General features: G+C 49.8%; 20 protein-coding genes. 18 read left to right on the top strand and 2 right to left on the bottom strand.

What is annotated here, in order from left to right; all coding sequences use genetic code 11:
• The first annotated feature begins 14 nt into the window (after nucleotides 1-14).
• The 8 genes from ACAN54_RS09775 to ACAN54_RS09740 all read left to right on the top strand — a co-directional run bounded on the left by ACAN54_RS09775 (nucleotide 15) and on the right by ACAN54_RS09740 (nucleotide 11,845).
• Nucleotides 15-710, top strand: coding sequence for a Crp/Fnr family transcriptional regulator (locus ACAN54_RS09775; RefSeq protein ID WP_379153478.1), 696 nt, complete (start codon nucleotides 15-17; stop codon nucleotides 708-710).
• A 257-nt stretch (nucleotides 711-967) separates the two neighbouring features.
• Nucleotides 968-2,665 (top strand): methyl-accepting chemotaxis protein, encoded by a 1,698-nt coding sequence (locus ACAN54_RS09770; RefSeq protein ID WP_379153476.1) that lies wholly within the window; start codon nucleotides 968-970, stop codon nucleotides 2,663-2,665.
• A gap of 205 nt (nucleotides 2,666-2,870) precedes the next feature.
• Nucleotides 2,871-3,791, top strand: coding sequence for a cysteine synthase A (cysK, locus tag ACAN54_RS09765; protein WP_379153474.1), 921 nt, complete (start codon nucleotides 2,871-2,873; stop codon nucleotides 3,789-3,791).
• Nucleotides 3,792-3,823: 32 nt separating this feature from the next.
• Nucleotides 3,824-4,843, top strand: coding sequence for a hypothetical protein (locus tag ACAN54_RS09760; protein WP_379153472.1), 1,020 nt, complete (start codon nucleotides 3,824-3,826; stop codon nucleotides 4,841-4,843).
• Between the two features lie 244 nt (nucleotides 4,844-5,087).
• Complete coding sequence (locus tag ACAN54_RS09755) at nucleotides 5,088-5,885, top strand: sensor histidine kinase (RefSeq protein ID WP_379153470.1); 798 nt, start codon at nucleotides 5,088-5,090, stop codon at nucleotides 5,883-5,885.
• The gene (locus tag ACAN54_RS09750) at nucleotides 5,882-6,547 is read left to right on the top strand and encodes a response regulator (RefSeq protein WP_379153468.1); all 666 of its coding nucleotides are present in this window, start codon (nucleotides 5,882-5,884) and stop codon (nucleotides 6,545-6,547) included. The genes ACAN54_RS09755 and ACAN54_RS09750 overlap by 4 nt, the downstream gene beginning before the upstream one ends.
• Nucleotides 6,548-6,562: 15 nt before the next feature.
• Entirely contained in the window at nucleotides 6,563-7,222 is a 660-nt protein-coding gene (locus tag ACAN54_RS09745) for a YcnI family copper-binding membrane protein (protein WP_379153466.1), read from the top strand.
• Nucleotides 7,223-7,657: 435 nt separating this feature from the next.
• A complete protein-coding gene (locus ACAN54_RS09740; RefSeq protein ID WP_379154201.1) occupies nucleotides 7,658-11,845 on the top strand; it encodes a X2-like carbohydrate binding domain-containing protein in 4,188 nt (1,395 codons plus the stop codon).
• 161 nt (nucleotides 11,846-12,006) lie between these two features.
• Here ACAN54_RS09740 and ACAN54_RS09735 read toward each other — a convergent pair whose 3' ends face one another.
• On the bottom strand, nucleotides 12,007-12,747 hold the full coding sequence (locus ACAN54_RS09735; protein ID WP_379153438.1) for an SDR family NAD(P)-dependent oxidoreductase: 741 nt from the start codon (nucleotides 12,745-12,747) through the stop codon (nucleotides 12,007-12,009).
• Between the two features lie 168 nt (nucleotides 12,748-12,915).
• On the opposite strand from ACAN54_RS09735, the gene ACAN54_RS09730 reads away from it, so the two are divergent.
• The 3 genes from ACAN54_RS09730 to ACAN54_RS09720 all read left to right on the top strand — a co-directional run bounded on the left by ACAN54_RS09730 (nucleotide 12,916) and on the right by ACAN54_RS09720 (nucleotide 17,426).
• Nucleotides 12,916-13,803: a LysR family transcriptional regulator gene (locus ACAN54_RS09730; protein WP_379154199.1), complete on the top strand. Its 888-nt coding sequence runs from the start codon at nucleotides 12,916-12,918 to the stop codon at nucleotides 13,801-13,803.
• Nucleotides 13,804-14,359: 556 nt separating this feature from the next.
• Nucleotides 14,360-14,983 (top strand): hypothetical protein, encoded by a 624-nt coding sequence (locus tag ACAN54_RS09725; RefSeq protein ID WP_379153436.1) that lies wholly within the window; start codon nucleotides 14,360-14,362, stop codon nucleotides 14,981-14,983.
• Nucleotides 14,984-15,236: 253 nt separating this feature from the next.
• Nucleotides 15,237-17,426, top strand: coding sequence for an alpha-galactosidase (locus tag ACAN54_RS09720; protein WP_379153434.1), 2,190 nt, complete (start codon nucleotides 15,237-15,239; stop codon nucleotides 17,424-17,426).
• Nucleotides 17,427-17,509: 83 nt separating this feature from the next.
• Here the strand turns inward: ACAN54_RS09720 and ACAN54_RS09715 are convergent, their stop codons facing one another.
• Complete coding sequence (locus ACAN54_RS09715) at nucleotides 17,510-18,130, bottom strand: nitroreductase family protein (RefSeq protein WP_379153432.1); 621 nt, start codon at nucleotides 18,128-18,130, stop codon at nucleotides 17,510-17,512.
• Nucleotides 18,131-18,462: 332 nt separating this feature from the next.
• Between ACAN54_RS09715 and ACAN54_RS09710 the strand changes: the two genes are divergently transcribed.
• From ACAN54_RS09710 to map, 7 genes are all read left to right on the top strand, one after another.
• Nucleotides 18,463-18,870: a helical membrane plugin domain-containing protein gene (locus tag ACAN54_RS09710; RefSeq protein WP_379153430.1), complete on the top strand. Its 408-nt coding sequence runs from the start codon at nucleotides 18,463-18,465 to the stop codon at nucleotides 18,868-18,870.
• Nucleotides 18,871-18,888: 18 nt separating this feature from the next.
• Nucleotides 18,889-20,067, top strand: coding sequence for an NAD(P)/FAD-dependent oxidoreductase (locus ACAN54_RS09705; RefSeq protein ID WP_379153428.1), 1,179 nt, complete (start codon nucleotides 18,889-18,891; stop codon nucleotides 20,065-20,067).
• Nucleotides 20,068-20,326: 259 nt separating this feature from the next.
• On the top strand, nucleotides 20,327-20,938 hold the full coding sequence (locus tag ACAN54_RS09700) for a class I SAM-dependent methyltransferase (protein WP_379153426.1): 612 nt from the start codon (nucleotides 20,327-20,329) through the stop codon (nucleotides 20,936-20,938).
• Nucleotides 20,939-21,052: 114 nt separating this feature from the next.
• Nucleotides 21,053-21,682 (top strand): SGNH/GDSL hydrolase family protein, encoded by a 630-nt coding sequence (locus ACAN54_RS09695; protein WP_379153424.1) that lies wholly within the window; start codon nucleotides 21,053-21,055, stop codon nucleotides 21,680-21,682.
• A gap of 259 nt (nucleotides 21,683-21,941) precedes the next feature.
• Nucleotides 21,942-22,400, top strand: coding sequence for a ferritin-like domain-containing protein (locus ACAN54_RS09690; RefSeq protein ID WP_379153422.1), 459 nt, complete (start codon nucleotides 21,942-21,944; stop codon nucleotides 22,398-22,400).
• Between the two features lie 180 nt (nucleotides 22,401-22,580).
• On the top strand, nucleotides 22,581-23,096 hold the full coding sequence (locus tag ACAN54_RS09685) for a YhfM domain-containing protein (RefSeq protein WP_379153420.1): 516 nt from the start codon (nucleotides 22,581-22,583) through the stop codon (nucleotides 23,094-23,096).
• A 21-nt stretch (nucleotides 23,097-23,117) separates the two neighbouring features.
• Nucleotides 23,118-23,864: a type I methionyl aminopeptidase gene (gene map / locus ACAN54_RS09680; RefSeq protein WP_379153418.1), complete on the top strand. Its 747-nt coding sequence runs from the start codon at nucleotides 23,118-23,120 to the stop codon at nucleotides 23,862-23,864.
• Nucleotides 23,865-23,885 lie beyond the last annotated feature (21 nt).

Below are 23,885 nucleotides of genomic sequence, written 5' to 3'. Positions count from 1 at the left end.
GGGGGAGCTACTGTATGCAGTGGATTGCAGACCGGAATCAGGTTAGTGCTTTGGCCGGGCAAAATGGTCTGGAGGATATATTCAGCAGTAGGGTGATTGCCTTAATGGAGCTGCGGCGCTACAGTGACGGGGAAGCCATATGTTTGGTGGGGGACCACCTGGAGCATCTGTATATTCTGGTGCAGGGCAGGCTTAAGATTCATACACTGCTGCCTAACGGAAAATCACTGCTGGTGCGTTTTGCGAGACCGATGTCTTTGATCGGAGATGTGGAGCTGCTGCAGCAATATCCGGTTAAGAATGAAGTGGTATCGGTGGACGATAGTCTGCTGCTGGTGGCCGGACGCGAGTTAATTCTTAAGGAATTGGAGCAAAATACGGCACTGCTTCGTTTTCTGGTGGGAGAGCTTAGTCACAAAATGTATACGCTTGGCCAGACTACGGCACTGAATTTGCTATATCCGCTGGAAAACCGTTTTGCCAGCTACTTGCTGTCCCTGTTTGCAGACAGCGGCGGGCAACGCGTGGAAGAGATCCGTACCTCTACACTTGCTGAAACTGCAGATTTGCTCGGGACCAGCTACCGGCATCTGAACCGGATAGTGCGCCGTTTTGTCGAGGAAGGGATCATTGAGCGCAGGAAAGGGAGCCTTAGTGTGCTGGACCAGGACAAGCTGGCTCTGCTGGCGAATGGCAATCTGTATGAGTAAACCACAACCGTCAATTTCGGCCTTAGGCTGGAGGACGGTTTTTTTGTGTTTTCAAGTATCGCTGGATATCCATAGACAACTCTTAGCTCTGCTTCAGCTTCATTTAAGCTTGGAGAAGTAGGATGAAACTATCAGAAAATACTTAACTTCATTTCAGGGAAGGGGAGCGTAGAGCCTATTATAGCAATTGTTCTTTACATAACAGAGAACCATGTTGCAGCACGCTAATTAGTACATACAGATACGGAGGAATACTTATGATGTTCACCAAAATTCGCGCCAAAATATTACTCGGCTTCACCGCAGTTATTATTGTGTTTCTTGTCGCTATTGCCGGCAATACCTTCTTTCAAAGCAAGGTCAGCATGCTTACGGATCAGATTAACCGTAATTACAGCAAGCTGTCGCTCGTGCAGGGGCTGACGGACAAAATCCGTACAGCTGACGGCCTGGCGGCAAGGTATGTGATGAGCAACACCGATGAGGAACGGACGACATATCTGACCAGCTATGAAGCCCAGATTCCTGTAATTACAGAGGCGGTCAAGGAACTCCAGGCCACCGGGCTTAGCGAAGCCGAGCAGGCGGGAATTACCAATCTGCAGAATGAGTGGAGTAATTATCTAACCGTGCTGGAAAGTGCCTTTGCGCAGGCAAAAGAAGGGAATTTCCCTGTAGCCCAAAAGGCGTTCACGACGCTTTCTCTGGACAAAATTATAGATTCCCAGCTGGTGCTTCAGAACGTGCTAACCGAAGAAATCCAGAAGGAACAGAGCGAGGCAGCCAATCACCGCGGTTTTGCGATGGCCGTCAGCCTGGGCGTGACGGGTCTGTCTGTACTGCTAGCAGCAGGGATTGCACTGCTCTTGTCGGCGCGGATTCTGAAGCCGCTTCGCCATGTCAATGCACAGCTGAAGGAAATTGCCGAAGGCGATGCTGACCTGACCCGTAAGCTGACGATAGGGAGTAAAGATGAAATCGGGGAATTGGCCCATAACTTCAACAAGATGACGGATAATCTGGCTGTGATGATCGGGCAGGTGACAGAGTCGGCAAGCGGACTGGCAGCTTCCTCCGTACAACTAACTTCAGACAGTGGGATTACTGCCGAGGCTACTGAGAAGATCGCAGGCATTATGGGCGAGGTAGCCTCAGGCAATGACCGCCAGATGAACGATCTGCAGACCAATATGACCACAATTGTGGAGATGTCCATTGGCATTCAGCAGATCGCCTCCAGTGTGCAGGATATATCTGAAGCTTCGATTCGATCAAGCGAATATGCAGTTGCTGGTGATGAGTCCCTGCAGGCCGCGGTTCAGCAGATGGCTTCTATCAACAGCTCCATCCAGATGTTGTCCGGCCAGGTGCTGAGCTTCGTGGGTCGTTCACGTGAGATTACCAGCATTGTGGACGTCATCAAGGACATCGCCTCGCAGACCAATATGCTGGCACTGAATGCAACGATTGAAGCGGCACGAGCTGGAGAGCAGGGACGCGGGTTCGCGGTAGTCGCGGATCAGGTGCGCAAGCTGGCTGAGCAGTCCGGTGAATCAGCCAATCTCATTGCTGTGATGGCAGCTGGTATTCAGTCCGATGCCGACGATGCGGTGAAGATTATGAAGAACAGCATGAGCGAGGTACAGGGAGGGACAGCGGTTATCGAAGAAGCTGGCAGGTCCTTCGGCGGAATCCGCAATTCCATCGATTCCCTGGCTGACCAGGTGCAGGAGGTTTCCGGAGCAGTGGAACAAATTACAGCAGCTACTGAAGAAATTGTGGAGTCTATCCGCACTGTGGTGCAAATCTCTGAGACTACTGCAGCGAATACACAGCAGGCTTCTGCTGCTTCACAGGAACAGATGGCCTCGGTTGAGCAAATCGCCTCCTCCGCAAGCGTCCTGAACGCTATGGCTCAAGGGCTGCAAGGATTGGTTGCCAGATTTATTGTATAATTATTGGACTGTATTTCAGCAAAGCTTGATCTACGGTTCCTGCAGCTTTGAAATCTGGGCCCTGCCGGAGACGGCGGGGCCTCTTTTTGGGTCTTTCTTCAAGATTTGCTTATAATGAAGCTGAATATCAGACAATCGACAAGAGCAGTCCTGCAGCGCTACAATGAGTGATAAACAGCACAACAAGTAATTAGGAGGTTTACCCATGTCATCTCTAGTAGTTAACAATATTACGGAATTAATCGGCCATACACCGGTGGTTCGCTTGAACCGTCTGACCGGGCCTCAGGATGCCGAGCTGTATGTGAAGCTGGAAATGTTCAACCCCAGCGGCAGCGTGAAAGACCGGGCGGCCTATAATCTGATTCACCAGGCTGAGTTAGCCGGAAACCTGAAGCCGGGCGGAACGATTATTGAACCGACGAGCGGAAATACCGGCATCGGACTGGCCATGAACGCCGCGGCTAAAGGCTACAAAGCCATTCTGGTGATGCCGGATAATATGACAAAGGAACGGATCAATATTCTAAAAGCATACGGGGCAGAAGTTGTTCTGACCCCCGCAGCGGACCGGATGCCCGGAGCCATTGCTAAGGCGCTGGAGCTGGGGAATGAAATCGCGGACAGCTTCATTCCGCAGCAGTTCGAGAACAAAGCAAATCCCGATATTCACCGGACCACGACGGCACCAGAGATTTTGGCGCAAATGGAAGGACGGCTGGATGTGTTCGTAGCTACTTCAGGAACAGGAGGCACAATTACGGGAACCGGAGAGGTGCTGCGTCAGCGGCTGCCTGAGATCCGCATTGTTGTGGTGGAGCCTCAGGGCTCTCCTGTACTCTCCGGCGGACAGCCTGGGCCACATAAGCTGGTGGGGACCAGCCCGGGGTTTGTACCTGCGATCCTGAATACCGGAGTATATGATGAGATTGTCCAGGTCTCTGATGAGGATGCACTGGAGACAGTCAGACGCATGGCCAGCACAGAGGGAATTCTGATCGGGCCTTCCGGCGGAGCGGCGGTATGGACGGCGCTTCAGGAAGCACGGCGGCTCGGCAGCGGCAAAAGGGTGCTGTGCATCGCTCCCGACACGGGTGAACGTTACCTGAGTATGGGTATATTTTAGAACCATATGATTTTGTCCAGGAGGGTACATCAATGCTGAAGCGGCTTGGAATTTCTGTAATGGTCTTTGTGCTGCTGGCCGGATGCTCATCGCAGGAAGCGGACTCAACGGACGGGCTTAATCCAGGCGCTTCCCCTACAGCCTCCGCAGAACAGAGCGATCGGCCAGCGCCGCTATCACCAGCGGCAACAGATGAGGTTAATGTGCCCTCTGACGAGGCAACAGCTGCCAGTAATGTTCCATCTTCAACTGCACCCACAAAGGTACTAGTGCCAACTCTGGATCCAGCGAGCCTGACTGCAAACTTCGGGTTTGCAGATAGCACAGGCAAGCACATATTGGCGGCATGGGAAGATGATAGCAAGCTGGTGGAGATGAAAAAGCTGAATAGGGCTGTTGGCCACAATGGCCAGCTGCTCACTGTAAGATTCGAGAAATGGCAGCCTGGCCATGCAGAGACGAATGGTAGAGATCTGGCAAATAATTTTGCCAATTTGTCGGGATATGTTTTTACTGTAGAAGAAGGCAGTGCTGCAACAGATGAGACCTACTACTTGGCAGTTTCTGAAGTATTTGCTCCAGGGGCGCTGCTTGCAGTCAAACCTGCGGTAGAACAGCTACACCAGCTAAAAGCCGATCATCCGGTGCGGACGGCAATCTTTGCGCTTAAGCAGCGGGAAATTCAATCGATCTGGAAACTGGCAGACTTGGCAGACCCGACCGGTGAGCTCCATTTGTATCTGGTTCAGTTCGCGAGACAGGATAAGAATATGCTGTTTAGTCTGGTTCTGCAAAAGAATACCGAGCTCAGCTTCACGGACTATCCTGCTGTCATTCAGGACAATGAATATTCAGTCTGGCGCGTCGATGACGGAGGCGAAATCCTACCGGAGATGTTCTCACTGCTCTTTGCGGCAAGGACTGCAACCGGTGTAGCGCTTGGTATCAACTGGTGGGGTGCGGAAGGTGTGAATTCGTTTTTCCTTCTTCAGCAGGGGGCATATATGAAGGAAATGGATATCCGCTATAGCCGGTACACCTCACCTTTGTAGAGTGGTGGTTGGACAGTGTCCGTCTGAATGAATGGATAATATACGGAATGAACGGATGTGGTGCGAGCCGCATCTGTTTTTGCGAGAATTTAAAATACTTATTTTTGTAACATTTATAACCGCGTTATAGCCCTAAAGAGTCATGCCCGGGTTAGCGGGAGAATGCTAATGTAATCCTAAGATTGGGGAGGCGACAGTAACGTATACAAGAATTAAACTGCTTATTCTGCTGCTTCCAACCGTTATGGTGGGCATCTGGGAGATTGTGCGCCATCAGTTCCTGATGCCTTATCTCTCCATGAACATGGGCAATTACTTAACACCGGTGCTTGTGTTCCTGTTCAGTATAGTCCTGCTGGTACCTCTGTTCTCCCTGATGGAAAAGAATGCCCGGGAACTGGAGCAGGAACGTGTGCTGAAGACGGCAATGGAGGCCCGGGAGGCGCTGGCGAGAGAGCTTCATGACGGGATGGCCCAGTCCTTATTTTTGCTCTCGGTACGGATTGATCGTCTGGAACAAAAGCAGGAGCGGGGCGAGATGAACGGGGAATCGATCAGGCAGCTCAAAAAAACCGTACATGAGGTCAACCGTTATGTCCGGCAGGCTATATCGAATCTGAAGGTTCCGGTTGCGGGTCCGCAGGCATCTCTGCTCATGTTGTCGGTCCAGGGGCAGCTGGCACAGATTGCGGATGAGGTGTCGGTTGAGGTAGCCTTGGACTGGAATCTGCGGGAGGACATCTTCAGTGCTGCTGAACAAGTTGAGCTGCTCGCCTGCATCCGTGAGGCAATGGTTAATGTACGCAAACATACCCGCGCGGGCAAGGTTGCGATTTCTGGACGGGAAGATGGGCGGGGCTGGCGGGTTGGAGTCTCTGATGACGGTGCCGGAATCCGGCACGAGGACCCTTTTGCCGTAAACGGCAGTTATGGTCTGCAGATCATGAAAGAACGTGTTGAAAGTATGGGATGGACGCTTACGCTGAAGTCGGGAGAATCCGGAACCACTATAGAGATCGCGAAAGGAGGAGACTCTTTATGAATCGCCACCGGGTGCTTGTAGTGGATGATCATGCTCATGCCCGCGAGGCGATGTGCGAGATTATGGCGATGGATGAGCGTTTTGAGATTATTGGTGCGGTGGGGAGCGGTGCTGAAGCTATAGCGTGGACAAGTCAGTGGATGCCTGATTTGATTCTGATCGACATTCAGATGCCGGAAATGGATGGCTTGGAGACTACACGGCGGATCAAACAGGAATACCCCTATGTCAAAATCGTAATCGTAACCGTTTCCGACGAAATCTCCTATTTATTCGAGGCGCTGAAGCAGGGGGCACAAGGGTATCTGCTGAAAAATCTGGCTCCGTCCACATGGATTGAATATCTGCTCGCCATTGTCAGTGAGGAGGTTCCACTGAGCCGGGAGCTGGCTTTTCAGATTCTGAAGGAATTTGCGGTCACATCCGTTAAGGAAGAGGGGCAAGCATTAACGGCACGGGAGAGGGAAATACTGGGCTGTGTATCCTCCGGTTCCACCAATAAGGAAATTGCGGCAACGCTCGGCATATCGGAGCATACGGTCAAAAACCATCTCAAAAACATCCTCCAGAAGCTGCAGCTACAGAACCGAACACAGCTGACACGGTATGCCCTGGAGCAGGGAATCGCTCCGCGGGAACGGGACTTTCCCAAGAAAAAATAGAGGAGGACGTTTCATTTGAATAGGCTTTTTCGTAAAATAACGATCCTGGCCGCACCATCGGCCGCAGCTCTAATGTTGTTAACAGCAGTGGCCAGTGCGCATGTGACTGTGGCACCTGCAGAATCAACCACCGGTGCTTGGGAGACATATACCCTGAAAGTGCCGTCCGAAAAAGATGCTGCAACCGTGCAGATCGACCTGCGCATTCCCGAAGGGGCAGAATTCAAACAGTACGAGCCTGTACCGGGTTGGAAAGTGGCGATTGACGGCAATAAAATCAGCTGGACATCGACTGGAGCAGGGATAGAGGCCGGGCAGTTCCAACGTTTTTACTTCACGGCCAAAAATCCGGATACTGCGGGTGAAATCGCCTGGGATGCCTACCAGCATTATGCCGACGGCAGTCTGGTTCAATGGTCCGGTGATGAAGGAGCCGATACTCCTCATGCCATCACCGAGATTGTACAAGCAGCGTCAGGGAGCAGCGGCCACTCTCACAGCTCGGCGGATATGAGCGCGGGTGCCCAAGATTCGATGAGCATGGACGAACACAATGCGATAATGGGAGAACTTGACACCAAAGCAGACGTTTCTCCACTGCTGTACATTACGATGGGCATTTCTCTGCTGTCATTTTTGCTGGCGGCCATTGGGCTGCTGCGTAGAAGGGGATAGAACATATCCGATGCAGGACGTAAAAGCCCAGCAATGCTGCTAATAATGCTATTCCTCTGCTGTGATGCTGTATTCACAGCAAGGAATAGTTTTTTTTATGTGATTATCCTCCGTCTAAACATAGGCAGAAGAAACATTATATACTTAATATGTAATTTATAGTGTGAAAATGGTACGTAAATAGGCGACCATTTTCCCGCAAAATCAACCATTTTCCATATCATATTATAATATTTTCCAATTATAATGTAAGCGTTACCATATGTACAAGCTGCTGTTTGCCGGATTAGATCGGGGATCAGGAAGGAGGGGCAAGAAGACGGGAAAAGCCCAAGAACCACAAGGAATGGACTGGGAACAATTAAATCATAGGAGGCGTAAATCGTGACACGTAAACGTATCCGAAAACTGGGTCTGGTTGTACTGCTGGCCGCTATGACAAGCTCGTTATTCACCGCCTTTCCAGCGATTACCCGAGCAGCGGCAAGCGAAGCCTACAACTGGAAGAGTGTCGTCACCGGCGCAGGCGGAGGTTTTGTACCTGGCATTATTTTTAATCAGAGTGAACCGAATTTAATCTATGCACGCACTGATATCGGCGGTGCCTACCGCTGGAATCAAACCACTGGCAGTTGGGTATCCATCAGCGATGCGGTAGGCTGGGTAGACTGGAACAAGAACGGTGTGGATGCACTCGCTACAGACCCCATTAATCCGGACAAGGTATATATGGCTACAGGAACCTATACCAACAGCTGGGATGATAACGGGCAGATTATGCGCTCCAGCGACCGGGGGAATACCTGGCAGTCTACTCCGCTGCCGTTCAAGGTTGGGGGCAATATGCCCGGCCGGTCTGCAGGGGAGCGCCTGGTTATCGACCCTAACAAGAACAGCATTCTCTTTTTTGGAGCGCGAAGCGGCAATGGCTTATGGAAAAGTGCAGACTCGGGTGTTACCTGGTCGAAGGTAAGCTCCTTCCCGAATGTGGGCACCTATATTCAGAATCCGACGCTTGAGTACGGTAATGACCTGGTAGGATTGTCGTGGATTACTTTTGATAAAAGCACCGGCACGCTAGGCAACGCCACACAAACAATCTATGTGGGTGTTGCGGATACCGCTAGCAGTGTCTACCGCAGTACGAACGGCGGAGCAACGTGGACGGCAGTTCCCGGACAGCCAACCGGCCTCCTGCCTCATCATGGGGTGCTGTCTTCTAATGGAGAACTTTACATCACCTACAGTAATGGTGTCGGCCCTTATGATGGAAGCAAGGGTGAAGTATGGAAGCTGAATACGGCAAGCGGAGCCTGGACCAACATCAGCCCGAGCACCGGAACGGATAACTGGTACGGCTTCGGCGGCCTGGCTGTGGATGCCCAGCACCCGGATACCGTGATGGTATCGAGTCTGAATGCCTGGTGGCCGGACGAAGTGATCTTCCGCAGTACAAACGGCGGTGCCACTTGGAGCCGGATCTGGGACTGGGGCAGCTATCCTGAACGGAGCTACAAATTTGCTATGGACATCACCGCAGCGCCTTGGCTCAATCATGGAATCACTAACTCCACTTCACTGGATCCGTCTCCAAAACTGGGCTGGATGATGGGTGATCTGGAGATCGATCCGTTCAACTCCAACCGCATGATGTACGGCACAGGAGCGACGATCTATGGAACGAACAATCTGACCTCATGGGATACCGGTGGCACAGTAAATATTTCTGTGATGGCCAAAGGAGTAGAAGAAACGGCTGTTCTTGGCCTGATCAGCCCTCCTTCGGGAACCGCCCACCTGATTACGGCGCTTGGAGACGTCTCCGGCTTCCGGTATGAAGATGTCACTCAGGCACCCGCCAAGTTCCAGACCAGCCCGTCCTGGGCAACAACAACAGGCATTGATTATGCGGAACTGAATCCTGCCTATGTTGTTCGTGTAGGAGGTGCTGATAAGGAGAAGACCCCGAGCATGAAATCGATCGGAATCTCCAATGACGGCGGCGTGAACTGGTATATGCCGAATGGCGAACCTTCGAACGGAATCAAGACTACCGCAGGACAAGGACAGGTTGCGGTATCGGCTAACGGCAATTCTATCCTGTGGAGCACTTCGGATATTGGAGTCTATTATTCCAAAACCACGGGCAACTCCTGGACTGCAAGCACCGGGGTTCCGGCAGGCGCCAAAGTGGCATCCGACCGGGTGAACCCGAACAAATTCTATGCTTTCTATGCCGGAACCTTCTATATCAGCACAGACGGCGGAGCTACCTTCACTGCCTCTGCGGCCTCGGGTTTCCCGACCAATAATGTAGGAGATCTGCAGCCGAACCAGGCGCAGGTCAGCATGAAAGCTGTGCCGGGCATCGAGGGCGACATCTGGTTTGCTGGCGGCAACGCAGTTGAGAACAAATATGGCTTATGGCACTCTACCAATTCAGGGACAAGCTTCACCAAGCTAACTAATGTTGAGGAAAGCGATCTGATCGGCTTCGGAATGGCTGCTCCGGGCCAGAGTTATATGGCACTTTATACTGTAGCCAAAATCGATGGGGTCAGAGGTATCTTCCGTTCTGATGATGCAGGCGCATCATGGGTTCGGATCAATGATGACGCCCATCAATATGCCAAAATCAACATGGCAATTACCGGAGACCCTCGGGTATATGGCCGTGTCTATCTCGGGACTAACGGAAGAGGCACACTCTATGCAGATCCGGTCAATCCTCCTGCCGCCGGCGCGTCGATTACACCAACGGCTGCCAGCTTCGATAAGAAGACTGCAAACCAGGCAGATCTCACAGTGACTCTGACACTGAATGGTGCTTCACTTAGCTCCATTAAGAACGGTTCGGCAACACTTACCGCTGGAACGGATTACAGCGTAAGCGGATCCGTTGTAACGATTAAGAAAGCTTATTTGGCAGCCCAGACAGTAGGCACTACCCAGCTATCTTTTAATTTCAGTGCGGGTGCTGCAAAAACACTGACCATAGCAGTTGTTGATACAACTGGGACAGCGAATTCCGCGATTACACCAGTCACAGCCAGCTTTGACAAGAAGACAGCGAATCAGGCAGATATTCCAGTAACGCTGACTCTGAACGGCAATACCCTCAGTTCGATCAAGAACGGTGCGGCTACCCTGGTGGCGGGTACGGATTATACGCTCAGCGGGACAACTGTAACGATCAAGAAAGAGTACCTGGCGGCGCAGGCAGTGGGCACCACTACGCTAACCTTCAGCTTCAGCGCCGGAGCAGCGCAATCACTTGCAGTCACTATTGGGGATACAACCGTGGCAGCCAATTCGGCCATTGCTCCGGGGAGCGCCAGCTTTGATAAGAAAACTGTGAATCAGGCAGATGTTCCAGTAACGCTGACTCTGAATGGCAATACCCTCAGTTCAATCAAGAACGGTGCGGCTACCCTGGTGGCGGGTACGGATTATACGCTCAGCGGGACAACTGTAACGATCAAGAAAGAGTACCTGGCGGCGCAGGCAGTGGGCACCACTACGCTAACCTTCAGCTTCAGCGCCGGAGCAGCGCAATCACTTGCAGTCACTATTGGGGATACAACCGTGGCAGCCAATTCGGCCATTGCTCCGGGGAGCGCCAGCTTTGATAAGAAAACTGTGAATCAGGCAGATGTTCCAGTAACGCTGACTCTGAATGGCAATACCCTCAGTTCAATCAAGAACGGTGCGGCTACCCTGGTGGCGGGTACGGATTATACGCTCAGCGGGACAACTGTAACGATCAAGAAAGAGTACCTGGCGGCGCAGGCAGTGGGCACCACTACGCTAACCTTCAGCTTCAGCGCCGGAGCAGCGCAATCACTTGCAGTCACTATTGGGGATACAACCGTGGCAGCCAATTCGGCCATTGCTCCGGGGAGCGCCAGCTTTGATAAGAAAACTGTGAATCAGGCAGATGTTCCAGTAACGCTGACTCTGAATGGCAATACCCTCAGTTCAATCAAGAACGGTGCGGCTACCCTGGTGGCGGGTACGGATTATACGCTCAGCGGGACAACTGTAACGATCAAGAAAGAGTACCTGGCGGCGCAGGCAGTGGGCACCACTACGCTAACCTTCAGCTTCAGCGCCGGAGCAGCGCAATCACTTGCAGTAAGTATTGTGGATACAACCGCCGCACCGGTTGGTGCACTTAAATTGCAGATGTTTAACGGTGCAACAGCAGCAACGGTTCAATCCATTAATCCAAAGTTTAAGCTGGTCAATACAGGGACAAGCAGCATTTCGCTGGCAGACGTGAAATTAAGATACTACTACACCATTGACGGTGAACAAACTCAGAACTTCTTCTGTGACTGGTCTCAGGTCGGCAGTGCGAATGTTACAGGCAGCTTTGTCAAAATGCCGTCTGACAAGACTGGCGCAGACTACTACCTTGAGATTGGCTTTACCAGTGCAGCCGGATCTTTGGCGGCTGGAGCAAGCGTTGACATCCAGATGCGGGCTGCGAAGTCGAACTGGAGCACCTACACGCAGACAGGAGACTTCTCCTTCAATGGGGCAGATACCAACTATGTAGACTGGATGAAAGCTCCGGTGTATCTTTCCGGAAATCTGGTATGGGGGAATGAACCTTCCTAACTTACCCGCATACCTGGATTAGAAGAACTTAACAGGGTTGTTGCAGAAAATGAGCAGAGCAGTGATCATTCCTTTATTGGAGGATCACTGCTCTGCGTTTTTGTTGATGATAACGGGAAACCCGCTTTAGAGCTATAGGTTCGTTATTTACGCTTCGGTCATTATAATGTCTGTCCGCTATCCGCCGTAATGATCTGGCCGGTCATTGCTTCCTGCTCCAGAGTGGAACAGATGAGGCGGGCTATATCCACCGGTTCAGCAATCCGCTGGAGCAGCAGATTCGGCGCAAGCTGGCGCATTTGTTCTTCTCGTCCCGTCCACCATCGGGTGGCGACCGCACCCGGTGCTACACAGTTGACCCGAATATGGGGAGAGAGTGCGCGGGCCAGGGATCGGGTTAACCCATGAACGGCCGCCTTGGATACAGCATAGGGAAGGGAGGAGCCAGTTCCTGTATTCCCGGCTATACTGCCAAGGTTAACAATAGCTCCTTGCTTGCTCTTGTTCATATGTGCCGCTGCTGCTCTTGCGCAGAAGAACATACCCTTGACGTTGACAGTGTACAGTTCATCCCATACCTCATCTGTAGCCGATTCAAGATCATCCATAGGAATATGTCTGGTGATGCTCGCATTATTCACGAGCAGGTCGATGGTACCGAAGGTTCCGGAGATCCTCTCAACCATATTTCTTACCTCCGCATCCCGCCCTACATCCGCTTGAACCGCAAGGGCCCGTCCGCCTTGATCAATGATCTGCTGAACTGTAACCATCGCTTCTGCTTCAGACCGTGAATAATTAACAGCGACTGTGGCTCCGCGTGCAGCCAGTTCGAGGCTAGTCGCCCGGCCAATCCCCGTTCCTCCACCTGTGACTAGTGCAACCTTTCCTGCTAATTCCATAAGTATCCACTCCTTGATGTTGTTTTATCCTTATTTGCAGTGTATACAACGCGCTGGATTTTGTATAATTGAATGAATTGAAGGAAGAATTCAATTTTGTTGAAGTGAATGTGAATGTGAGTGTAAGTATGAGTAAAGTGTATTCTGAGGTGGAGGGAGTGAAGGATGCTGGATCTGAAAACATTAAAAACCTTTCATGCCATCGTTCAGACCGGGAGCTTCAACCGGGCAGCAGAGGAACTGAACTATGCCCAATCTACGGTCACGATGCAAATTCAGAAGCTGGAATCTGATCTGGGAGTTATATTGCTGGAACGGGGCAAAGGGATCACATTAACCGAAGCCGGACGGTTGTTCCATGAACAGAGCTTCAGAATTGTGAAGGATATGGAACGGCTGCAGAGCAGCATCACGGATTTGAAATCAGGGGAAGCAGGGAGTGTGCGCATAGGCGCGTCTGATCCGACAGCAAGCTACCGTCTGCCAGTCATTCTGCAGAAATATATATCGCTATTTCCCAAAGTAGAGCTGTCCGTGGATATCGCGGGTTCAGGTGCGCTTTGTGAGCGGCTCCTGCACGGGGAATTGGATGTTGTACTCTGCTCCGCTCCGGAGCTGGGGAAGGAATTGCATTTTGAACCGATGTTTACAGAGGGATTTGTGCTGTTAATGCCGGAAGGTCATCCACTTGCATCTGAGCCTGTCATTACTGCAGATCATCTGCGCGGTCATCGCTTGCTGATTACTGCACCCGGTTGTCCTTACCGCAAAAAACTGGAGAGCGTGCTGAAGGAGTCTGCCGGACCGCCGCTGAGTACAATGGAAATCGGCAGCATGTCTGCACTGAAGTTCTATGTGCAGAGCGGCCTCGGAATTGCGCTTGTGCCTGAGGTTACGCTTGACCCGGTTCCTGCCGGAACTGTATTCCGGAGGCTGGAGGGCAAAGCTGTTGATATGACCTGCGGCATCATTTGCCGGATTGTGGATTACCCCTTGAAACCGGTCGTCCGCAGCATCTACGATTTCATCAGACAGGAGCTGGCTGCCCCTTTATGACCGGAACACGCATAAACCCCTATTATTGATTTGCATCAACAATAGGGGTTTATGGTGTAGATACTATACCCATGTTTTTCTCAGACTCCTTATCCTATCCTTGTACTCAGCCGGGTAGAAATCGTCCGAGGTGGCACTAAATTTGCCCATCCTGCTTATGATTCTTCTCTAATTCATCCGCTGGTTAACGATTGGTCTCATGGTTCAATGTTTGAGCTATAAGAAGCTCATACCCTTTCGTCCTTGGATGGATTGAAAGTTTCAGCAACAGGATCAAAGATATAGTCTCAATCTCAGGAAGTTCATCTGCTAAAGATTGTTATCGGAGAGAATGTATCTGCCCTCCGCCTTCTTTTCAGCAGTGTAGGTTTCCTTGAGTTGATAACTGAATTATACCCCCATTTCCCGGATCCGTAAAAAGGCGAATACTTTAAATTTGGGGCTGTTTTGAAAAAGAATCTAATGTAAGCGCTATTATTCTGCGTTTTCCTTAGTTTATTAAGATATAATTACTTACACATAAGCTTGAAGATCGTTAAGGGAAGGATGATCATCGATGAAGCTGTATCAGATGAAGACAGAGCCGCTGGGTGTGGAGCGGGTGAAGGAGTTTTTGCAGGATAACTATGTATGTATCGGTTATTACGGTGTGGGGGACCTGGAGAATGCAGGCAAGGAGGAGATACGTAGTCGTCTGATGCTTGCCGGGACTCCTGAAGGAACTGAACTGGACACCGCGCTGAATAATCTTCTGATATTCGTTCATGGTATGCAGGATGGAGATTATGTGCTGATAGCGGATGAAGAATGGGCGTATTTGGGTGATCTGGGTGATTATTTTTATGCGGAGTCTTTTGATTCGGCAGAAGATGGGCGGTGCCACAGACGGGGAGTAACCTGGCTCAAAAGCGTTCCTGTTGCAATGCTTCATCACGCGCTGAGAGAGTGGTTAATGGAGGATGCGGTTGTCTCGCAATACTCAGGGCCGTTGCCTGGTGCCAGACTTGATCTATGGATCACAGAGTCAACCATAGAAAGCCAGGCCAGCGAGAAAACAGGTGGAAACGTGGACGGGGAAATGCTTGCCGAAGCGCTCGCTGTATTGAAGGCCGCACTGCAGAGTGAGGATGCGGAGCGGAGGGAACGGGCGGCTATCGTCATTCTGCAGTATGCAAAATGACCGCTGGCACTAATGAAATCGAAACGATTTCATAGTATACTAAGATAGCGCTAACAAAATTTAACCTTTGCTTGCGGAATAAGCCCGTTTCATTGAAGTTACATATGGATTTTGCTAACAAAAATGAAATTTATGCTTATTTAATGAGTTTTTTGCGGGGATGAAACACTAACAAATCCAGACAGGCGGATGCTTCCGGGTGCAAGTTGGAACAATTACTGCGAAGCTTCGCCCACAATTTTAGGAGGATCAAATGGGAATTCAGTATCATTCAGAAGATCGTATATTTCACATTCAGAGCCGTGCAACCAGCTATGTTATCCAGCTGCTTCCGACAGGAGTCCCAGCTCATGTCTATTGGGGCAGAGCCATTCGACCAACCGCATTGTCTTCTATTCTCCAGCGGACGGAGCGTTGCTCTTTCTCACCTAGCCCCTACCCTGAGGATATGTCCATCTCCTATGATACGATTTCGCAGGAATATCCTTCGTATGGTGTCGGGGATTTCCGCCATCCTGCCTACCAGATTCAGGCACCTGGCGGAACGACGGCCTCCGAGGCCGTATATGATACCCATCGGATCTACAGCGGCAAACCCGCACTTGAAGGCCTCCCGGCGACTTATGCCGAGCATGAGGATGAAGCGGAGACTCTGGAGCTTGAACTGCTTGATAGCGTAGCCGGGCTGCGGATCATACTCAGTTACACTGTATTTAATAAATTGAATGCGATTACGCGATCTGTTCGTTTTGTGAATGAAGGTGCAGGGGAGCTGAAGCTGCTGCGCGGACTCAGTATGAGTGTAGACTTGCGGGATTCCAGCTATGATCTGCTGCACTTGTCAGGTTCATGGGCAAGAGAACGTTATGTAGAACGCAGGCCGCTTGCATCAGGGATGCAAGGCGTAGAGAGCCGCAGAGGGGCAAGCAGCCATGCCCATAACCCGTTCATAGCCCTTCTATCGAAGGGGGCAGACGAAGATCAGGGGGAGGTATATGGCGTCAGCCTGGTTTATAGCGGCAGTTTTACCGCTCAGGTTGAGGTTGAGCCGTATCAGACAACCCGCTTGTCGATGGGCATCAATCCCTTTGATTTCAACTGGTTGCTTGAGCCGGGAGAATCCTTCCAGACCCCGGAGGCAGTGCTTGTCTTCTCTGCTGCCGGCCTTGGCGCGATGTCCAGAACCTATCACAAGCTGTACCGTACGCGGCTGGCCCGCGGTACCTTCCGTGACCGTACACGTCCTGTGCTTGTGAATAACTGGGAGGCTACCTATTTTGATTTCACTGCCGATAAGATTGAAAATATCGCCCGGGCCGGCAGCGAGCTGGGCATGGAGCTGTTCGTCCTGGATGACGGCTGGTTCGGTCACCGGGACGATGACCGCAGCTCACTTGGAGACTGGGTGGTTGATCCGAACAAGCTGCCTGAAGGATTAGAGGACCTCGCCCGGCGGGTGAACCAGCTTGACATGCAGTTTGGACTGTGGTTTGAACCGGAGATGATCTCGCCGGATAGTGAACTGTACCGGCAGCATCCGGACTGGTGCCTCCATGTGCAGGGCCGCCGCAGAACGCTGGCCCGTACGCAGCTGGTGCTGGACTTCTCACGCGAGGATGTCTGCCAGGCGATCGGTGACCGGATCGCGGCCGTTCTGCGGTCAGCGCCGATCACCTATGTCAAATGGGATATGAACCGTAATATGACAGAGATCGGATCTGCACAGCTGCCACCGGAGAGACAAAGGGAAACAGCACACCGTTATATGCTTGGTCTATATGGTGTGCTTGAGCGAATCACTTCGGAGTTCCCGAATGTGCTGTTCGAGAGCTGCTCCGGAGGCGGGGGACGCTTTGATCCCGGGATGCTCTTTTATATGCCTCAGACCTGGACGAGTGACAACACCGATGCCATCAGCCGGCTCAAAATCCAGTACGGCACAAGTATCGTCTATCCGCTGAGCGCCATGGGCAGCCATGTGTCGGCGGTTCCGAACCATCAGGTGCAGCGTAACACATCCCTCGAACTCCGTGGACATGTGGCCATGTCGGGTAATTTCGGCTATGAGCTGGATTTGACGAAGTTCACAGAGGAAGAAAAAGCAGCGGTAAAAGCGCAGGTGGCGCTCTACAAAGAACTGCGTACGCTTGTCCAGTTTGGAGAGCAGTACCGGCTTCGTAGTCCTTTTGAAGGGAATGAGACGGCGTGGCTGATTGCGGCGGAGGATCAGTCGGAAGCTGTGGTCGTCTATGTCCGCACCTTGGCTGAGCCCAATGATAAGCTATACCACTTGCGTCTTAAGGGTCTTGATCCGGCTGCAGATTATGAATGGCTGGAAGGCGGAGGCGTATATGGGGGCGACCATCTGATGTATGCGGGATTGCCGCTACCTGCGTTACACGGTGATTTTCAAAGTGTCCTGTGGCGCTTCCGCAGAGTGTAGAGCTTGGGGATTGCCGCAGTGTTATGTTTAAGCAAAAAGAGCCATCCGGGTTGCCCGGATGGCTCTTTTTGGGTACGTCTTGTTTACTCAAAAAACTCAACGAACTCATTAATCGGCTTACGGTAGCCGCGGGGTCTGATCTTGTGCTTATTGTCTTTGCCGATGGTAATCATCATGACCGGCACCATATGATCCGGTAAATTCAGAGTCGCCTTGAGGGCTTCAGGATCAAAACCAATCATCGGGCAGGTATCCCAGCCCTTGTCCTTGGCGATCAGCATGAACTGCATCGCTGACAGGGAGGCATTGCGGATCGCTTCATCGCGCTGAAAAGCATCATTTCCAATGTAGGAGCCATTGATGGCTTCGATGGTTCCTTCATATTCTTCCTCGCTCATCGCTCCCAGCATTTTTAGGCCGCTATAAATTTCCGGTGCCTGCAGATACGCATTCTTGTCTCCGAGTACAACGATGACGGCGGATGCTGTATGGATTTTGTACTGGCCATAGGCGGCTTCGCGGACTTTTTCTTTCAAGTCTTCATCAGCGACTACTTTATAATGGGCGTGCTGCAGATTATAGGCTGAAGGGGCTAGACGGGCCAGCGAGAACATTTCCTCCAGTTCACTCTTAGAAATCTTGATGCCCTCTACGAAGTTGTTTGCTGATCTGCGTGCTTGAACCAATTCTGAAAAAGTGCCCATGTTCATTCCTCCATTGTGTATGTAGTAGTTAATAATTATAAATAGCTAATATTAATAAATATACTTACTATTTGTTACTTACTAAACATACCATGGCATTTTCCCTTCGTCAATGACTAAATGTAATACGGTACTAAATTTTTTTATGAAATAGAGGGAATTATCGAAATCCGAAGAATAGAAGTGATTTTAATCACAAAATGGGGCTATTCCGGCAAAAAGATTGTGACATTTATTACATGAGGAATGTTATAATAATCACATTGATTATGAGTTGTATCATTTCGTCCCATTTCTATATGAAATAAAGCTAATGTAAAGGAGCGCTCATTATGTCAGAAACCATTACGCAATCAAAAATTAATGAAGAACTTATGGATCAGCTCTTGAAGCCTGAGGTGCAGGAGTCCTTAACCACACTGGTGGAGCAGCTTCCCCAGATTACGCAGCTGATTGGTGCTTTATCCAAGTCGCTTGATTTTGTGCAGGCTGTTGCATCCGATGATGTGCTGAAGAATGATACAGTGGGTGCTATCAAAGAGCTTGCTGAGCCGGTAGTAGATAGGGTAAAAACGATGGCAGCTACTGTGATCGAAGCCAAGGATCGTGCCAATGAGAGCAGTGAAACGATCAGCCTGTTCGGTATGATGCGTATGATTAAAGATCCGCAGATGCAAAAAATGCTTCGTTTCATGAATGCTTATCTGCAGGTCAGCGGCGAACGTAATCCACATCAATAAGGACGGAGGAAAATTATTATGTCAAAACATATCGTGATTCTCGGTGCAGGCTATGGCGGTCTCCTGAGTGCTATTAACGTGCGTAAATATATGAGTAAGGCAGAAGCCAAAATTACAGTTGTCAATCAGTATCCGACACACCAGATTATTACCGAGCTCCATCGTCTGGCTGCAGGGAGTGCATCGGAACAAGCTGTAGCCATGCCGCTCACCAAGCTTTTTGCCGGAAAAGACATTGATCTTAAAATAGCCAAGGTGAAGTCATTCTCCGTCGATAACAAGCAGGTGCAGCTGTCTGATGGTACAGCACTCACCTATGACGCGCTTGTTGTTGCACTTGGCAGCACTACTGCATATTTCGGCATCCCAGGGCTGGAAGAGTACAGCATGGTGCTGAAATCCGCTGCTGATGCGATCAAAATTCATTCCCATATTGAAGACCGCATTCGTGAATACTCCAAAACGAAGAATCCTGCCGATGCGGCAATTCTGATTGGAGGCGGCGGGCTGACCGGTGTCGAGCTAGTGGGCGAGATTGCTGATGTGCTGCCGAAGCTGACCAAACGGTATGGGGTAAATCCTCACGATATCAAGCTGATGCTGGTAGAAGCCGGACCCAAAATCCTTCCGGTATTGCCGGATCATTTGATTGAACGTGCGGTAACAAGTCTGACTGCCCGTGGCGTATCCTTCCTGACGGGTCTTCCTGTAACCAATGTGGCGGGTAATGTGATTGATCTGAAGGATGGGCAGCAGATTGTAGCCAATACCTTTGTATGGACCGGTGGAGTTCAGGGCAACCCTCTTGTTGGGGAATCCGGCCTTGAAGTGAACCGTGGCCGTGCCACAGTCAATGACTTCCTTCAATCGACCTCACATCAGGATGTTTTTGTGGCAGGGGACAGCGCCGTTGTGTTCGCAGCAGATGGACGTCCATATCCGCCGACCGCACAAATCGCCTGGCAGATGGGCGAGCTGATCGGTTACAATCTGTATGCTTATCTGAATAACTCCGCATCTGAAACGTTCAGCCCGATCAACTCGGGTACCCTAGCCAGCCTGGGACGCAAAGACGGAGTGGCGATTATTGGCGCCAGCAATACTCCGCTCAAAGGTTTGCCTGCAACCCTTATGAAGGAAGCGAGCAATATCCGTTATTTGTCTCACATTAAGGGATTGTTCAGCCTGGCATACTAATATTCTTTTTATGACTTTATTGAATTTCTTTGATGACCTTCAAGCCGATCCCGTTCCTTATGCTATATAAGGAACGGGTGGGTTTGGAGGTTTTTTTGCTGTGGAACAGGATTGGATAATGGTGAAAATTTACATAGTAAATAGTTGGAAGCTGCCTTATGCTGGGTGAATCGGGGACTGAAACCTAAAGGCAAGGAGCTTCAGGAAGCTCTGCCTGCCGCCAAGGTGAAGTTGAATAAACTATGAAAGGGAAGATACAATGAATGAAATATTTAAGCAAATACCATTATATAGATTTGTAATGTATTGTAATGACACTACTATGGATAAGACAGTATTAGATTGTGGTGCAGGCGGAGATTGTCCGCCTCTCAGCTTATTTTCAGATTATGGATACTTAACACATGGGATAGAATTTAATACGAAGCAATTAGAAGAAGCTAATCAATATGCAATCAGGAAAAGTCAGCATTTGAACATTGAGCATGGAGATATGAGACAATTAAAGTTTGATAACGAATCATTCAGCTTTGTATATTCTTACAATTCCGTATTTCATATGATGAAGACAGATGTTGTAAAATCTATGAATGAAATGATACGCGTTCTAAAGCCAAACGGCCTGCTTTTTGCAAACTTTCTTACCACAAAAGATTTTCGTTGCGGGACAGGTGTAGCCTTAGGTGAGCATCAATATGAGCAGATGGAAGATGATCATCCTGTAATCCATTCCTATTATGAAGAAGATGAACCGGATGTGTATTTTGAGAACATGGAAATATTGTACAAAGAGAGCAGGGTATTAGAGAGAATCTTTGAAGGTCAAAGAATCAGACAAGGATTCGTTGATTATATTGTGAAGAAAAAATAGCGGGATTGGACAACCATACTCTCTTCCGTTCATGCAGAATGTTATCATTCCAATCCATTTGCTATAATAACTATGTTTATACTAAAAGTAATGTTTCATAGGAGGTTTTTCAGTATGGAATTTCAAGAAAATGATATCATTTTATTTCAGGGTGACAGTATTACAGATTGGGGACGCAACTATGAAGATCCGTCCTCGCTCGGTGTGGGCTATGCACTGATGGTAGCCGCACGGCTTGGACTGCTATATCCTGAGAAGAAGCTGACCTTCATCAACCGCGGAATCAGCGGCAACCGTGCGGTTGATCTGCAGAAACGCTGGGACAAGGATTGTCTTGAGCTGAAGCCGAATGTAGTCTCAATCTATATCGGTATTAATGACACCTGGCGCTGGTTTGATTCCGGTGAGGAAACTTCGGCTGCACAGTTCGAGGCCATCTACCGTGATCTGATCGATCGCACCCTGGCAGCTACAAATGCCAAGCTGGTACTGGTTGAGCCTTTTGTGCTGCCGGTTCCTGAAGACCGCAAAGGCTGGCGCCAGGATCTGGACCCGAAAATCCATGTGGTGCGTGAACTGGCCCGTGAGTATGGTGCTTCCCTGGTTCCGCTCGATGGATTGTTCGCTGCTGCATCCGTGAAGGCAGAATCTGCGTACTGGGCACCGGATGGCGTTCATCCTTCGCCGGCCGGACATGCACTCATCACCGATGCTTGGCTGAGAGCAGTAGGAGCCATTAGCTAATTTAGCAGGCAGCCTGTACTTCATTACATAATCGTCTGCCAATTTCTTAGGCCGATCCGTTGAGATATAACGGATCGGCCTTTTGTTTTGAGCTGAAGGCCCCGCTTTCCATACACGAGGGAAAATACTAAGTTAATTAGACTTTACTCTTGACAGTGATTAACTTTAGCAGTAAGTTAAAACATGTAAATAGATTGCGTAAAATATAATTGTAAAAAACAAAATTGTTTATTAAATAGTATACGAGGAGAAATCTATTATGCCTAAAAATGAAAAAACTATTGATTTATTCCAGATGTTAGTAACTATACTTTCGCAGCAGTCAGTAGGACACAGAATAGAGTCCAGAATTTTTGCCAGCCAGGGTTTTTCAAAACTTGGAGAGAAATATGCAGAACACGCAAATGAAGAGATGCAGTTTGTCGAGAAATTTATTGACCGTATTATTGATCTAGGCGGCATCGTCAAGAACGGTGGAGTGAAGGAAGTTCCGGTATACGAAGATATCGAAGAATGGCTTAAATATGATGTGGAGCTTTCAAAAAGCGGCTTAGGCCAAGTAGGCGAGGTCCTTGAATCCATGATTGGCGATCCAATATCCTACGATCTTTTCAAGGATTATGTCAAGGATGAGGAAGAGGATATGCTGTGGGGAGAGCAGCAGCTTGAGCTTATGAAATTAATAGGCAAACAGAATTGGTTGATGAAACAGATATAAAATGATAATGGAGATTTTTCTGGACGGGATAAGCACAGGTTGGAGTCTCAATCAGAAACTTAAAGGGAAGGATCTGCAGGCATTGCAGGTTCTTTTTTTTTTTGCAAAAGCGACAGAATGTAATTTGGTTCACAAGACTGATATAATTAGAGGATACATAAGGATTTGGAGGTGGAATCCATGAAAAGGCTACTGCTTATGGTTCCGGTTCTGCTGGCTGTTCTGCTGAGCGGCTGCCAGAATGCTTTTGGATTCATTAATGCGAAATGGATTTCAGAGATTACCCTTGACTATCAGTTATCAGACAGTAAAGTACAGGATGGACCTTTCGAGAGCAAGACCTTTACTGATCCTGCATTTATCAAGCTGATGGCAGATGCGATGAACGGCAGCAAACGGATAAAGGGCGAGCTGGATTATGGTGCCGAGTTCAGGATGAAGCTGACCTATGGGGATGGCTATACAGAGGATTATATTCTGAATCTTGGAGAGGCTAGCGGGAACCGTGGACTGCTGGTTTCGGAGGAGAACAGCGGCAAAGGATATTCTGTTCCCGTCAAGAATGCCGATAAGCTAAGAAAGCTTGTCTATGCCGAAGAGAGCTCCGCCACTGACACCGGCTCTGAAGCTGCTGAGGTTTTGGTTACTGTCAGTAGGCCGGTAAGAACAAATTCAGATTTCCCAGTGAAACGATAGAACCGAGAGGAATGTGGGCAGATGACTAGTGATACAGCACAGGATTTGCAAGGGCTGAAGACAGTAGGCCAACTAGTAGGATACACGATAGCAGAAATGAGGAAAAGTGTTGTGCCGGGGATGACAACCGCTGAACTGGATGAAGTGGGGGCAGCAATTCTGAAGCAGTTCGGCGCGAAGTCAGCTCCCAAGATCACGTATAATTTTCCGGGCAGCACCTGCATCAGTATCAATGAAGAGGTAGCTCATGGAATCCCCGGCTCCAGAGTCATCCAAGCTGGCGATCTGATTAATATAGATGTCTCCGCTGAGCTTTATGGTTATTACGGAGACGCCGGGGTATCTTTTCAACTGCCGCCATATAATGAGGAGCTTGTCCATCTGTGCCGCAGCACTGAAGAGACTATGATGTCTGTTATCAATCACCTTAGAGCCGGTATGAAAGTTAACGAGATTGGCCGTGTGATGGAGCTTGAAGCCCGTAAACGCGGATATAAAACCGTACGAAATCTGTGCAGCCACGGTATTGGCAGATCGCTGCATGAGAAGCCTTTTGAGATCCTTCCGTTCTATAATCCGCGGGTAACGACAGTGCTGCAAGAAGGTCAGGTCATCACGATTGAACCTTTTCTCTCCACCGGAGCGGATTTTGTGGAGCAGCAGTCAGACGGCTGGACTCTGAGCGTGAAGGACAACAGCCGTGTAGCGCAGTATGAGCATACGATCATAGTCACCAAGGGGAAGCCGATTATCCTGACAAGCGCCTGAAAAGGAACAAATGGATTATCC

It is taken from the genome of Paenibacillus diazotrophicus, from assembly GCF_042610465.1.
This window is presented reverse-complemented; position numbering and strand designations above follow the sequence as displayed.